Genomic DNA, 14,443 nt, shown 5'->3' on the forward strand with positions numbered 1-14,443 from the left:
ATACACCGGGCCCGCCGTGCCTTTCTCGCTGGCCGTGAGAGAGGTGGTGGCGGGCCCGGTGGGCTTGATTAGGCGACTTTTTCGCTGTCGGTGTCGGTGTCGGTGTCGGAGCTAACGTTCCCGGGGTCCGGGCGCTCGACGCCGATGGTGACATGGGTCACCACTGCCGCGATCGCACCGACCGCGGCGACTACTGGCAGGAAAACGACACCAGCAGTCACCGCCACGAGTCCCGCAGTCAGCGGAATCTCGAGGAGCGACTCACCGTCGTCGTTCTTCAGGTAGAGCCGGCTCGCGTTGCCATCGCGGAGGATTGAGCGCACCCTCCCGACCAGCTCGTCGCCGCTCACGCGGAACTCCTCGTAGCGGCTGTTGTTCTCGGTCATTTTCGTTACCTGCCTTCCTCATGCGCCGGTCTCTCCGGCGTTGAGTGGACGGTATTGACCTCAGCCGGTATGCGGCATCCGCCCGCCGTAGTGGTGACGGAGTACGCCGGTATCGCCCGGACTGCCCGTACCCGGGTACGGGCGCCGCAGACCGATGGTGTGATGCCCAACCGCGGTCCGACTTCCTAATGTCGGGTCGTTGCCGGATGTCGGCAGCCAACCACCTAAGGAGAAGCATCATGCCCAGTCTGTCGCGCCGCCGGAAGGCGGCAACCGTCGCCGTCACTGTCGCTGCCGGCCTTGTCGCCGTCGCTATCGTGTCCTATGGAGTCGTCCGAGCTATCCCTGCCGAGTTCCCGCTTGTCTACTCGGAGAAGATCGAGCCCGGCGTCACCGAAGGCGTGACCATAGCTGACCCAGGTGTCGCGCTGACCTTCGCCCGGGTAGATCTTGATGACCGTCCGACCGTACTCGCCGTGACAGGATATGAGAACGGCGAGATCACCGGCGTTGACCTGAGCGCCGCCGCTGGTACCGAATACACCGAGCCAATTGCCGCGTTCACTGAACTCGGCTACGCACCGATCCAGTCGATCGTCGCCGACCCGAACCTAACCTCGGTAACCGTCGCCGCGTCCGACGTGCTCGTCGCGATCGACACGCACTCCAGCCACATCGGCACGGGCACCAACTATGTCGAGCATCAGGCGGAGGCGACCATCGATGAGCCCTATCTGTTCCCGAAGGTCGCCGCTCTCACTGACTCCAACGAGCCCCTGGCCGCGGGTGATGGTGGACTCCTTGACTACGAGGTGGAGTTGGGTCTCGTTGCGTTGAGCGATATCACGCTCGAGTCCGGCACGCCCGAGTACATGGGACTCCTGCTTACCAACGACTGGACCGACCGTGAGCTTCTCGTCAGCCAGATCGAGGTCGATAACCTCACCGGCGGTGCCGGTTTCACCAACGCGAAGAGCCAGCCGGGATTCCTGAGTACAGGTGACCTCTTTGTGATCCCTGCCGACTGGCAGAGCTATTACACCGAACTCGAGCTCGATCTGTTCGTGAATGGCGACCTTCGCCAGCGCGCTCATCCGAGCGATATGGTGTGGGACGCGCCCACCGTGATCGAGAAGTCCCTCTCGACCGGCGACACCACCTGGGACAGTGATGGAGAGCGAATCCCGTTGCTTCCAAAGTCTGGTGTCATCACCCAGGGAACGGTGATCCAGAGCGGCACCCCGGAGGGGGTCGTGTACCGGGCACCTGACACCCGTCAGCGCTTCCTCGGCTTCATGGAGTGGGCGGCCAGCTTCGGCACCAATGCCGAAAGCAATGTGGCCTCCGCGCTTGATGTCTACGTGCGCGACGCCCATGAGGCCGGGGTCTACCTCCAGCCCGGCGATGAGATCGTCACACGCGCGGAGGGTCTTGGGCAGATTTTTACAAGCATCGTGAATGGGCCGCGCTCCGAAACTGAGATTGGCGCGGCCAGTGAGCTGCTCGGCTGATTGAGGTCCGGCTCGCCCGGGTACAAGTGCGCCTTTGCCGTGTCGAAATTTTGCGCCACGGGTGCCGGTCAGTCCGACGGGGTTCATTGGCGGGAGACGAGCGGTGCATTCTCGGTGACTATGAGAAACCGTGACGGATTGGCGCGGTTCGTCCGCGTGTCCCGGCTGGGCTCAAGCTCTTCGCAGGGCTTCGACCTTCTCGTCGAAGGCGCCCACGTCGCGTCCCTGACGAAGCCCGACGGAGCAGGAACGGCGGGAGTGATGATCGACGAGGACTACGAAATACCGGCCGCAGTGTCCGCCGGAAAAGACACGCTCAGTGTGCGGATAGCGGCACGAGGTGGGGCGAAATCAGGGCGCATCCACGCCCTTCGGCTTCTGACCGACTGAGTTCGGGAAAGGCTGAACCGCCTGTCAGAAGGTCGACTTTTCTCTGGCCTCACTGGTAGCTAACCCTTGACGGGAGTCAGAGGCCGACCCGCGCGAGAGACGCGAGCCGGCCGCGGCGATACGTGGCGGTGTGCTCACCGGGCGAGGACAAGCGAGTTCCGTGCCGCAGTGTCGATCACGTCTGAGACGACCCCGGACCGCGTCATGAACACTGCATGGCTGGCCGACACCCGAGTGACCTCGGCCCCGGCGCGCGTAGCCATGTGCAGCAACATCGCCTGATCGAAGGAATTGTCCTCGGTGGCGATGACGGCCCAGGACGGCTTGTCATGCCAGGCAGCATGCTCGACCGGGGTCGCGAACGCCGACATGTTGATGGGCACCTGCGAGTCACGGAGGAACGCGGCGTCGGCGTCACTGGCATCCGCCGCAAACCCAACCTTGAATGTGTCGTGGTTGAGGAATCCGAATCCGTCATCGCCGACATCGATCACAAACTTGGGCGTCTCGGCGAAGCTCTGGTACTGCTGCGCCGTGTTCTCGCCGGAGTCGGGCGCCAGCGCGGACACGTACACCAGCCCGGCCACGTTGGGATGCGATCCTGCCGCAGTGATGACGGTGCCGCCCCACGAATGCCCGACAAGGATGGTCGGGCCCTCCTGCAGATCAAGAACTCTGGTGGTGGCGGCGACGTCATCTTCCAGAGAGGTGAGCGGGTTCTGCACGATTGAGACGCGATAGCCGCGATTGGTCAGGTTGTCATACACACCACGCCACCCTGATCCGTCGGCGAATGCGCCGTGAACCAGAACGACGTTCTTTACTTCCTGGTTGGTGTTCATTTCGGTTCCTTTCGATTGCTCGTCGGCTGAGACCGGCGAGAGCTTGAGTTGGGTAAGCGGATGTTGACCCGGTGAGGTTGGCGAGCCCCACGAATCGATGGTCTGACGTCGTGTTTCCTGTTTCGAAGAGTCAATTGACTCGCTCGAGTCATCGGCAGGTCGTCGGAGGTCCGGCGGACTGCGGGATGGGGGACCGCAAACTCCATACGTTGGGGAACGCCCCCGTGCGCCGAGGTGAGGGTTGCTCATATCATCGACTATGGTTACCGGGCCGTATTCGCAGAGCGACGCGCCTGGGTTGTCCGCTCTCGTTCTGCGACACCTCGAAGACTTGTACGGGGCCGCGTCGATGCCAGCGGGAGTGGTCGAACGCGTCAGCCGTTCGGACCATTGGTTCGGGATTCTCCCGCAGATCAGTGACCTGACCTTTGAGGGTATGGCGCTCGTCCCCGAGTTTCGCTCGATGGCCCCTGACCTGCGAGGGCGTTTGCTCGCGTTCGCGCTTCAGGGCGGTGGAGCCTCGGCTATTCAACCGCATGCTGCCGCCGCGACCCGGTTCGTCGAGAGCGCCGAGCGCGGGCGCATTTCGTGGATCTCGGATCTTCACCGGCTGGTGGTCCTGGCCGCAGCTGATCCGGACGACCACCTGATCGCCGGCGGCGTGTGCTTCTCGGAGCATCCGCCGCCCCACGGTGGGGCCCTCCACCTGCTTTTCGCCGAGAAGCACGTCGAGGCATCCGACCTGGTCGCTGCCAGCGAGTTTTTCGCGCGAGCAGACAGGCCCTCATGGGCGGTGCACTGTCTCGTCAGCGCAGCCTCTTCGGCTTCAACGCCGGAGGCAGCGGCCGGGTTCGCCGCCGCTGCGACGAATATCGCGGCGTGCGACGGCGACTTCCGGGTCGTAGAGCGGGTTTTGGATCGCTTTACCGCCACTGACTCCAGAGTGCTCCTCCGCGAGAGCGCCCCGGCACGGGCACTTCGGCAAGCGCTCGTCGAGAGCGATCCGGTGGCCGCCGTTGCGACGATTCTCGGTCGGTTGCGAAACGATTCCCTTGGTTCCGAAGACGCCGGGGAAGCCCTCGCGGTCTTCGCGCTGGTCAACCTGGTCGGCGCGAACGGGGCCGCATGGGAGGACTTCCTCCAGGCGTGCTCCTCTGTTCCGGTCCTGCACCCGCACGTCGCCGCCGTCGCGGCCTCGATCAGCTCCCTCAACGCCCCGGTCCGGGCCCATCTCGACTACACGGCCGCAAGCGATGGGCGGGGCTGGTCGCAGGTCGCCGGTTGCGTGGCGATGATCCTGGACGCACTGCGGAATATGCGCTTGATGAATTCAGTGGCGCCCAGCCACCGGCTCACCAGACGTGTGGGAAACCGACTCGTGCGGGCAACCGAATCGACTCACCTGTCTCTCATGCTTTCGCACATTCAGCACTGGAAGGAACTCGAGGCGACCGTGACTGTCGCGCGCGAGGCAACCGATATCGTCCCCATGCCGGTCCAGTGGATTGCTACCGAGGCGACGTATGCATTCGCCGAAGCGTTTCAGGGGGATGCGACGGCGGCACGACAGCGGGTGGACCGTATTCTGGCTGAGCCAGTCCTGCATCGCTCGCATCGATTGCGGGCGATAGTGGACTCCGCAGTCGTCATGATTGAAGGCCCGCAGGGCAATTACGACCAAGCGATCGCACTTCTATCCACCCGGCAGACCGACCTTCTCAATCTCACGACCGGACCGTGCGGACCGATGGAGTTGTTCGACTTCGTTGACTACGCACTGATGGTGCACGAGGACGTGCAGGCCGTCTCGCGAGTGGAGCAGTTTCGTCGAGGGTTGCAACGTTTGCATTCGGAACGCGCGGATTTCGTGGTGGCTGCATGCGACGCGATCATCGCGGCGCGAACGACCTTGGCGCCCACGGAAGAGCTGTTGCTGCGCGCGGAATCCCTTCCCTTCGTGTACGAAGCCGCCCGCCTGCGGCTCGTTTACGCCGAGCAGTTGCGGCGCAAACGCCGTACGGCCGAAGCGCGCCGCCACCTACTTCGCGTTCAGTTCGATCTGGAGAGCGTGCAGGCTGGTGCCTGGCTGGACAGGGTGCAGCGCGAGCTTCGCGCGTGCCAGAGAGAGATCGCCGTGCGCGTTGCTGACCTGACCGAACAGGAGACACGGATCGCGGAGCTCGCCGCGGAAGGCCGATCGAATAAAGAGATCGCCGCGCGCTTGTACTTGTCGCCACGCACTGTCGGAGGTCACCTCTATAAGATCTTTCCCAAGCTCGGGATTACGACCCGCGCCCAGCTGCGCGATGCGCTGTCGATGAACACGGACGCCGGCGCCGGGCGCTCGCCCTCAGAGTGAGGCGAACGTCGCTCTCGTGTAGTACACCCGTTTAGGGAGGCTGCTGCCCGGCCCCCTCCCTGTCTAGGATGTGGACAACTTAAGGGGGAGATCAGTGCGGTTCATCGATGGAGTGGCGCTCGGCGCTTTGGCGCTGTTCCTCAGCGGCTGTGCGGTGGCAGCGGTTCCCGGACCGACCGTGACGGTTACGGCGACCGCATCGCCTGAAGTCCGCGGGCCCGAATCACGCATCGACGCGCTCGACGCTTACGCGCTCTGCGCAGCGCGAATCTATAACCCCCCGATGGATGGGAGCTACTCCGCCAGCTTCACTCCTTTCGCCGAGGCGACCGTCGAGCGCACCGATTCCTCCGGCTGGTATGTCTTGTTTAAACGAACCGACACGTCGCCGGTGGCTGCAAACTACCCCGGGCTGGGGACCGAATCGTGGGGGCGCTGCGCACTCGAGGGAACGATTATGGATGTCACCTGGATCGCGGGCGGATACTGCTCGGGCTCGAAACCTGTCGACGACCTCTCTGCCCTCAGCGCGATCGAGCCGTTCGACGCCTCAAACCCGCAGCCTCCCGTCTGTCCGACAGGGAATTGAAACATGGTGCAACTTCGATCGATTGCTGCCGCGCTTGTTGCGGCGTTCATTCTGGCGGGTTGCACCGCCGCCGAAGTGCCGGGCCCCAGCGTCACGGTGACCGCGACGGCCACGCCGTCTGTTGCGCCCCGTTCTCCGTCTGACCCCATCGAGAACTTCGACGCACTCGCTCTCTGCGCGGCACGGACCATCGAGAAAAGCCCGTTCGGTGACTTGCCAAAGTCGCGGACTCTCGACCTCGAGCAGGTGGAGCGTCGTCCGGACGGGAAGTGGTGGATCGTCATCCCTGAACATGATCCCAATCCGATCCCCGATGACGACATGTATCCCGATGGCAAGTCATGGTCGTTCTGTCTGCTCGGCGGCACTATCGGGAACGTCGAATGGGAACAATTCGGTGGATCGATGGACGAGGCCCTCATTCAGCAGCCTGAATGAGCGTGGCGCTCATAGCGTGGCGGCCTTCGCCCGCAGCATCCTCGGTCCCTTCCAAACGTTTTGGGATCGTCAGGGAAACCTCTTGGGTATGAGCATCCACGACGATAACCCAACCCGCTATTGAAGCGTCGACTTCATCGCCGTCCCCAATCAGGCGTGATGCGCTAGAGGTCGGTATCTGCACACCATTCGGTGCCCTAACACCGCTGTGCCCATGGCGGCGGGTGAAGAGCGCGCCTTACCGGTGCACTACGGCACGCGATGTGCTTTCAAGTTCGCTCATCCGTATGCCTTGGATCGCGTTCTCCGTGCTGATCGCCGTCCTCATGGTCGCGTCGTTCGTCGGAGCGTGGCTGGTGAGGAAGCAGCGGCTCACGCGAGCACTGCTTGTGGCTGCAGCTTTCGTCGTGGCGGCACTGACGTTGTACCCGGATGGCGATCCGAGCCCAGGGATGACGTGTGCGGTGCAGGTGCCGTATTTCGCACCCACCGCGGTCGAGTCGACCGCCAACATTCTGCTTGTTTGTGCCGATAGCCTTCCTGGTCGGTATTGAGTGGCGCCCGCCCGTTGTGGCGGTGCTCGTGACCGTGGCGGCGTCCGCGGCGATCGAGACAGTGTGCAGGCGCTCGTGCTCGTCACTGGGGAGGGCCTGTGACTCAAGCGACCTGGTCACCAACGCGATCGGCGCGATCCTCGGCGGCCTGCGTCTGCCGCGCCATCCGTCTGCGTCTGCCGCGCCATCCGTCTGCGCCTACCGCGCCATCCGTCTCCCCGTCCGCGTCCGCCGCCGACTTGACGCTCGGGCGCTCATGACCGTCGGGGAGGATCGCGAACCGTCCGAGAAGTACTGCCAGCTGATGCCTGAGCCGTTGTCGGCTGCGGCAAGCCGAGGTGAGCGTGATCCGTGCTCAGATCTTAGTTGGTTGACAAAAGCAGAAAGTCCTGCCAACGGCGAGCAAATTTTCACCCCTAGTTTGGGGCGGCTGAACCCGATACAAGACAGGTCGTTGGCCCGCCTCGCGGGCTGATTGCCGGGTCGGGGCTTCGGCGTGCGTGTCAGATTTGGAGTCACCATTGATCGAGGCGAAGCAGCGGCACCGCACAGCCCGTCAGACCGATCGCCAGCTTAACCTCGGGCCTGCAGTGCATACGGCGATGTTCGGTGACCGTGACTGGTCGGATGCTTGAGGCCAAGGCTTTCGACGTTCCAGTTTGGCGCTCCGCTTACGCGCGAGTCCTCGATTAGCTCTCTTCTCCGCGAACGTAATCGGGCGCCTCGTTAGCTGAGTGCAGATAACTTGCGTAGGCTTCCTCCCATTCAGGGTTTGGACGAGCGCGGAAATATTGATCGAAGAGCTCCCGAACCTCGCCTGTCAGAATCACTTTCTGCAGGATAGGGGGGTTGATATCGATCTGTCCCAGGTAGGTGAGTGCGGCTTCGTCTGTGCGTTTCCACGCGTCCTCAACCTCGATCGGCGGACCGCCTTCGGGTCTCACTGCCTCAAGGAACGCCTCCGTGGTCGGCCAGTCGCCGGTGCCGAGCATCCCCTGCAGACAGATCCGGAATGCGGTGTCCACCGCCACGACTGCGAGGGTGAATCCGGACGCGTCGTTGGGGATCTCGTCCCTGACGAACATGACTGAGTTGACCGTCGGAATGCCGTTCGTCGCCATGAGGAGGAACACCTCCGGTCCGGACGCAGCCACACTAACCTGTAGTCCGCCGAGGGGGTGGAGTGCGACGCCGAACGTCTGAGGCTCTTCCAAACCCAGGAGCATCTCGTTGAAAGGGATGGCGGTCGCGCTTTCCAATCGCAAAATCGCATCCTCGACCGCTTCGGCAATCTCAGGCGAGAATCGGCCGTCGTCATTCATGGGTGTCTCCGCTCATCGTCGTGCGGTTCAGTCAGAGTTTGCGCATGTCTCCGTCGGAAGGGTATCGCCGATCCGCCTATCTTTCACCATCATCGACCGGACACAGTAGAACGCGCAAGAGAATCCCTCTGGGCGGAACCCTCCGCTTGTAGTTGGCTCATCGAAAACTAGCCATCAGTCCAGGCGCAGGATTGGTGGCTGCTGTCTGGCTCGGAGATTGAGTGCCGCCAAATCGGGGTGAATGGTCGTCATTTAGTCATCAGATTCAATTCCATCTGGGCCGAATTGACCAAGTGCTCCGGTTTTCGGGTTCTCCGTAAAACCCGAGTTACGTTGAAACTAAGGGTCGCAGGTTCAAATCCTGTCAGCCGACCACTGTGATGTGTCGAGACATCCTTGACAGATGTATGGAGACATTCCTGACAGAAACTCTCTCCTTCGGGAGGGGGTTTTCGTTATTTCTGTGCTGGTAGTTCCTTTCGGGGTCGATGGTGTGCTCGGCGAGGATTTCTCCGGTGCTGCGGGTGGTGATTATGGTTTGCGGGCCGTTCACGAGCAGAATCACTGGCCTGTTCTTATGGGCCCGGCCGATGCCGAGGTGGCGGAGTTTGCCGGCGTAGCGGACTGTGATTGTGCCGCCGGAGTTGACGTTGTCGTAACGAACGCGCCAGCGTTCGTGGCTTGAGCGGAGTTGTGGTCCCGCTTTCGGGTAGCGTTCAATTTTGCCTTGGGTTTGCGGATGGCTGGGGGAGCCGTTCTCCTGCCTGACGCCGAACCGGCTCCGTCACCTCCTTGCTGATCATTGCGCTGGGTCGACGCGTGCATCCCCCACGCCAGCACCGACGGATCATGTCGAGGAACACCGACTGGATAGCATCTGAACCGGCCAGTTGGGAGCATCTTCGCATTCGACGCTGAATCAGCCTTTGTGCTGCGCCCGGTACTTTGTCGGGCTCATTCCATGGATGCGACGGAAATGACGCGAGAAGTAGAGAGGATCGGTGTATCCCACCCCGAGGGCGACTTCGGCGACTGGCAGTGTCGTGGTGTCGAGCAGGCCACGGGCGCGCGACATCTTGAGCGACGTGTGAAACGCGTTGGGCCCACTCCCGGTCGCTTCGCGGAACTGCGCGCTTAGGTGCGATGGTGACATACCGACCAAAGCGGCGAGTTCCTTGACTTGAATAGTGCCGTCAATGCGAGCTTCGAGGTACCGCATCGCTCGTTCCAGTGGCGAGCCGTCGGCAGGAAGGATGCTGTCGGCGATGATGCGGGCAAGCAGATGCCACGCGACACCAGATGCTGCCAGAAGGTGGGCAGGTGAGAGGCGACGTTCGAGAAGACTTACGAGTTCGTCGAAGAGTGAGACGACTCGGTCGAGTGAGCGCAGGCGAAGGACCGGTCGTTCCTGCGAGGTAGGAAGCTCAATTAGGTCGGCTACATCGTTGCCTCGAACGTGCAGCCACCAGATAGTCCATGGGTTATCTGCCGATGTCACATACTGGTGGGGCACGCCTGCTGGAATCACGATGCATGCCCCCGGTGTCAGCGCATGCGGTTGACCCCGGAGTGTCACGACGCCACTGCCGGCAGTGCAGAGAATGACGATCGTTTCTGGGGTACCTTTTGGCCGCGCGCGACCGTGTCCTTCTGCGGAAGGGAAGTATCCCGCATCGGTAACAAGAAGTCGTCGCGTCCCCGCTTGCGCGAGGGCGGCGGCAACTTGCGGGCGCGGTACAACGCAGAGCCGCTGGTTGGTGAACCCTTCCATGCGGTAGTGGGGTTCCTGCGGAATCGCTGTTTCGTCCATGTTCTTCCTCGTTCACACCATACACAACGCGTTCCGGCCCTTCTAGCGTCGATAACGGATACGCGAGCTGTCCGTGCCGGCCGCTGCGGTCAGCACGAGTCCCCAGAATGAGAACGAGGTCAACGATGCCTGTCGAACAGCGTGAAAAGGGGGCGGAAGGCCTAACTCCTGTGGCTTCTAGCACCAGCCCGTTTCCGGCCGGGGAGGCCCCTGCCCTGATTAGTTTGCCGGATGCCCCGGCGCCACTGCAGGATCAAATCGATGCAGGTGGCGCTGTGGCTTGGAGCGAGCTGCTGACGATCCGCACCTACGAAGCCGGTGAGCCGAGCGAGTACCCCATGTACTTCGACCACCGCGTCTACCAGGGCTCCAGCGGAAAGGTCTACCCGATCCCCTTCACTGAATCAGTGGCGGACCAAGGTGCCGAGCGAGAGTGGCAAGCGGTCCACCTCGAGAACCAATACGTGCGCCTCGTCATTCTTCCTGAACTGGGTGGCCGTATCCATATCGGATACGACAAGACAACAGGCTACGACTTCTTCTATCGGAACAACGTCATCAAGCCGGCCCTCGTCGGGCTAGCCGGACCCTGGATCAGTGGGGGTGTCGAATTCAACTGGCCGCAACACCACCGACCAGCCACATACCTTCCAGTGGAGACGCATATCGAACACGGTGACGACGGATCGGTGACGGTCTGGTGTTCGGACCACGATCCTTTCGTGCGTATGCAGGCGCAGCACGGTATCCGGCTTCGTCCGGATAGCTCCGTCGTCGAACTTGCCGTTCGACTGCACAACCGCACGAGTGAAAGACAAACGTTTCTTTGGTGGGCGAACGTAGCTGCCCTTGCGCATGACGACTACCAATCCTTTTTTCCGGAGGACGTGCATTATGTGGCCGACCACGCGCGTCGCGCCATCACTGCGTTCCCTGAAGCTGACCGTCCCTATTACGGCGTGGACTATCCCGCTCTCGAGAAGCAGACCCCTGGCGCCAACCGAATCGACCTGTACCGCAACATCCCCGTGCCGACTTCCTACATGATCATCGACTCGAACCAGGACTTCTTCGGGGGTTACGACCACGCCGCCGGAGCGGGATTCGTCCACTGGGCGGAGCGACGGGTGTCGCCCGGAAAAAAGTTGTGGACCTGGGGTGACGCACCCTTCGGGCACGCCTGGGACGCACAACTCACCGACGGCGACGGCGCGTACGTGGAACTGATGGCCGGCGTCTACACGGATAATCAACCTGACTTCACCTGGCTGCTACCTGGCGAGACGAAAATCTTCACTCAATACTGGTACCCCATTCCCGCGATTGGCGCGGTTCACCAGGCCACCCCGGATGCCGCCGTGCACGTCGAAAGCCACGGTTCTATGCGCGCTACGTTCGCAGTCACGGCTCCAGCCCCCGGGGCGCGCCTCAGCCTCCTTCGGAACGGCGTGGAGTTTGCTACAAGCGTGCGAGACCTCCTCCCCGGGGTGCCCGCAGTCATCGAAAGCGAAGCGGCCCCCACGGGCGACGGCGAGCTCTCCGCTGAGCTACGTGACGAAGAGAGTCGACTCCTCGTCCGGTGGTCTCCCGCCGACCAGTCGGGTGACGTCGAACCACCGGTCGCAACAGAACCGGCGCTGCCCGCTGATATCGACACCGTCGAAGAGCTCTATCTCACCGGCATGCATCTGCAGCAGTACCGGCACCCGACGCGGTCTCCGCTGAGCTATTGGAATGCGGCCATCGCCCGGGATCCCGGAGACGCCCGCACGAACATCGCCCTCGCCGATAGGCACTACCGCGCCGGCCGCTACACCGAGGCTCTTGCCCACATCGACATCGCGCTGGCGCGGCTGACCCGTCGTAACGCCAACCCTATCGATGCGGAAGCGTTCTATCTCAAAGGCCTCACTCTTCAGCGCCTGGGCCGCGCGATCGAAGCGGAACAGGCTTTCGGTAAGGCAGGCTGGGATGGCACCTGGGCACCAGGCGCTGGCTTCGAACTTGCCCGAAGCCTCAGTAAGCGGGGACTGAACCGGGCTGCCCTCCGCGTCTTAGACACTCTCGACGGGGTCGTTGGACATGACAGCCGTCGAATCGCACTGCGTGCAATACTCCATCGGCGAACCGGACGGCTGGATGATGCCGACATCGTCGTTCGCGAAGCACTCAGAGCCGACCCACTCGACGCCACCCTCCGCGCGTTGGCCAACGATCATACGAGTTCGGACCCCGGCATCTTGCTCGACGTCGCGCTCGATCTAGCGCACACAGGTGAAACAGCGATGGCGCTCTCCGTCATCGACGCTGTCGTTGCCGCGCCTATCAGAGCCGCAGGCAATGTATGCCCCATCGCGCATTATGTGGCAGCCGCCCTGCTTGACGCGGCTGGCTCTGCCGAGCATGCCGCCGAGCACCGTAGGGCCGCTCAAACGGCCGATCTAAAATGGGCATTCCCGTCTGGTTTAGATGCACACGACGCCCTCGTCGCCGCAATGGCCGCAGACGCGGACGATGCAGTGGCGAGGCATCTGCTCGGCATGCTTTTATACGCACACGGGCGGCGGCGCGAAGCACTTCAGCTGTGGGAGTCAGCAATCGACCTCGGTCTGCGAAACCCCGTCCTGTATCGAAACGCCGCGCTGGGCGCATACAACATCGCGGCCGACGATAAGACGGCCTGGCGGCGATACGAGACCGCCGTCGCAATTGCCCCAGATGACGCGCGACTGCGTTACGAACAGGACCAGCTAGCTGCCCGACTGGGCCAGAAGCGAGACGAGCGTCTCGCTCGACTCGATCCAGTGCGGGAGATCGTCCTCACCCGAGACGATCTGACGATCGAATACGTCGAGCTCCTCACTCACGCCGGGCGCGCCGCCGAAGCGTTCGACATACTAACCAGTCGACCGTTCCATCCTTGGGAAGGTGGGGAGGGCCGAGCCTTGGCAGCCTGGGACGCGGCGATCATCGCACTTGGCCGTCCTCGAACCGACCCGCCAGCGAATCTTGGCGAGCAACGGCCGCGCTACGACGCCCCGAGTGCCGTGCGCGATGACGGGGTAACCGACTACTTCGCCACGAGCCTTCCTGAACTGCTTCTGTTCTCCCGGGAGAATGATTCGGAGTGACCGCCATCCCGAACTCGGGCGAACAGTACCGACTCAAGTTCGGATCCTACGAGGCCTGGGTGGCAAGCGTGGGGGCGACCCTACGCTCGCTGGCCGAATCCGGACAGGACCTCATCGCTCCATTCGGGGCCGAGGAAATCCGGCCAGCGATGCGCGGAGCCGTTCTCGCTCCTTGGCCGAACCGGCTCGCGGACGGCCGCTACGCCTTCGACGGAGTTGAGCACCAGCTTCCGATCAATGAACCTGAAAGGGGAAACGCAGCACATGGTCTCGTTTCTTGGTTATCGTTCACTCCGATCCGCCATTCCGAAAATACGTTGGAATTGCAAGCGACCATCGCACCTCAGGTCGGTTACCCATGGCGAATCCGGGTCGGCGTGGATTTCGAACTTGGCCCCGCGGGCTTGCGCCAACGGATCACAGCGACGAACTACAGCTCCTCCAATGCGCCCGTAGGCCTCGGCGGCCACCCGTACGTTCTTGCTGCCTCGTCCGCGGTGAACGCCATCCAGGACTGGACCTTGGAACTGCCGGCGGGTCAGGTCGTCGGTATGTCCAACGATCGACTGCTCCCGATTAGGTCTGCGCAGGTTCAGGCGCATAATAACGGGGCGCTTGACTTCCGCGCCCCACGAAAAATCAATGACACCGTCATTAACCACGCCTTCACGTCGCTCCAGCGCGGCAGCGACGGGAACTGTCATGTGCGAGTTGCCAGCGCAGACCGTGGTGTCCATGTCGTCTGCGACAGGAGTGTTGACTGGATCCAAATTTACACCGCGGACTTTGCCGCACCAGGAGAGTTCCGGAACAGCTTGGCAATAGAGCCTATGTCTTGCCCACCGGACGCGTTCAACAGTGGCCGCGGCCTCCGAGTACTCCGTCCAGGCGCGTCCACCCACATCGAATGGACACTCGGTGCCCTCCATTTGGGGACCGGGCGTTGAGCGGCAACCTCAGTCGGACATGAGTATCATCGTGGGATCGTCCATGTGCACCGGTTGATTGTCCTCGGATTTGGGCCCCGGTGCCCGTAATTTGGCAGTGTGCTCACGTTCACAGGTGAGGACAAGATGGGCAGAACCTCCCTTCAAGATGTCGGGATTCGGTC

At 62.5% G+C, this 14,443-nt stretch carries 13 protein-coding genes; 9 read left to right on the plus strand and 4 right to left on the minus strand.

The features are described from left to right. Window positions 1–68: 68 nt before the first annotated feature. Window positions 69–386, minus strand: a complete 318-nt coding sequence (locus tag AC1X6S_RS00325) for a DUF4342 domain-containing protein (protein WP_483403855.1) — start codon at window positions 384–386, stop codon at window positions 69–71. Between the two features lie 239 nt (window positions 387–625). Here AC1X6S_RS00325 and AC1X6S_RS00330 point away from each other — a divergent pair, with 239 nt between their 5' ends. Next, window positions 626–1,897, plus strand: coding sequence for a fumarylacetoacetate hydrolase family protein (locus AC1X6S_RS00330; RefSeq protein WP_483403856.1), 1,272 nt, complete (start codon window positions 626–628; stop codon window positions 1,895–1,897). Between the two features lie 39 nt (window positions 1,898–1,936). Further along, a complete protein-coding gene (locus AC1X6S_RS00335) occupies window positions 1,937–2,287 on the plus strand; it encodes a DUF6805 domain-containing protein (RefSeq protein ID WP_483403857.1) in 351 nt (116 codons plus the stop codon). 134 nt (window positions 2,288–2,421) lie between these two features. Here AC1X6S_RS00335 and AC1X6S_RS00340 read toward each other — a convergent pair whose 3' ends face one another. Then, a complete protein-coding gene (locus tag AC1X6S_RS00340) occupies window positions 2,422–3,129 on the minus strand; it encodes an alpha/beta hydrolase (protein WP_483403858.1) in 708 nt (235 codons plus the stop codon). 1,006 nt (window positions 3,130–4,135) lie between these two features. On the opposite strand from AC1X6S_RS00340, the gene AC1X6S_RS00345 reads away from it, so the two are divergent. The 4 genes from AC1X6S_RS00345 to AC1X6S_RS00360 all read left to right on the plus strand — a co-directional run bounded on the left by AC1X6S_RS00345 (window position 4,136) and on the right by AC1X6S_RS00360 (window position 7,069). Then, window positions 4,136–5,488: a helix-turn-helix transcriptional regulator gene (locus AC1X6S_RS00345; RefSeq protein WP_483403859.1), complete on the plus strand. Its 1,353-nt coding sequence runs from the start codon at window positions 4,136–4,138 to the stop codon at window positions 5,486–5,488. A 94-nt stretch (window positions 5,489–5,582) separates the two neighbouring features. Beyond that, complete coding sequence (locus AC1X6S_RS00350) at window positions 5,583–6,077, plus strand: hypothetical protein (protein ID WP_483403860.1); 495 nt, start codon at window positions 5,583–5,585, stop codon at window positions 6,075–6,077. 3 nt (window positions 6,078–6,080) lie between these two features. Then, window positions 6,081–6,515, plus strand: coding sequence for a hypothetical protein (locus tag AC1X6S_RS00355; protein ID WP_483403861.1), 435 nt, complete (start codon window positions 6,081–6,083; stop codon window positions 6,513–6,515). A gap of 287 nt (window positions 6,516–6,802) precedes the next feature. Further along, window positions 6,803–7,069, plus strand: coding sequence for a hypothetical protein (locus AC1X6S_RS00360; RefSeq protein ID WP_483403862.1), 267 nt, complete (start codon window positions 6,803–6,805; stop codon window positions 7,067–7,069). Between the two features lie 689 nt (window positions 7,070–7,758). On the opposite strand, the gene AC1X6S_RS00365 is transcribed toward AC1X6S_RS00360, so the two are convergent. Continuing rightward, complete coding sequence (locus tag AC1X6S_RS00365; RefSeq protein ID WP_483403863.1) at window positions 7,759–8,391, minus strand: hypothetical protein; 633 nt, start codon at window positions 8,389–8,391, stop codon at window positions 7,759–7,761. A 403-nt stretch (window positions 8,392–8,794) separates the two neighbouring features. Between AC1X6S_RS00365 and AC1X6S_RS00370 the strand changes: the two genes are divergently transcribed. Beyond that, complete coding sequence (locus AC1X6S_RS00370; RefSeq protein WP_483403864.1) at window positions 8,795–9,076, plus strand: hypothetical protein; 282 nt, start codon at window positions 8,795–8,797, stop codon at window positions 9,074–9,076. 234 nt (window positions 9,077–9,310) lie between these two features. On the opposite strand, the gene AC1X6S_RS00375 is transcribed toward AC1X6S_RS00370, so the two are convergent. Beyond that, complete coding sequence (locus AC1X6S_RS00375; RefSeq protein WP_483403865.1) at window positions 9,311–10,201, minus strand: AraC family transcriptional regulator; 891 nt, start codon at window positions 10,199–10,201, stop codon at window positions 9,311–9,313. 275 nt (window positions 10,202–10,476) lie between these two features. Here AC1X6S_RS00375 and AC1X6S_RS00380 point away from each other — a divergent pair, with 275 nt between their 5' ends. Together AC1X6S_RS00380 and AC1X6S_RS00385 are read left to right on the plus strand one after the other, a co-directional pair. Beyond that, on the plus strand, window positions 10,477–13,332 hold the full coding sequence (locus AC1X6S_RS00380; RefSeq protein ID WP_483403866.1) for a DUF5107 domain-containing protein: 2,856 nt from the start codon (window positions 10,477–10,479) through the stop codon (window positions 13,330–13,332). Beyond that, entirely contained in the window at window positions 13,329–14,279 is a 951-nt protein-coding gene (locus tag AC1X6S_RS00385; protein ID WP_483403867.1) for an aldose 1-epimerase family protein, read from the plus strand. The genes AC1X6S_RS00380 and AC1X6S_RS00385 overlap by 4 nt, the downstream gene beginning before the upstream one ends. Window positions 14,280–14,443: the final 164 nt, after the last annotated feature.

The organism is Mycetocola sp. Y442 (genome assembly GCF_056898615.1).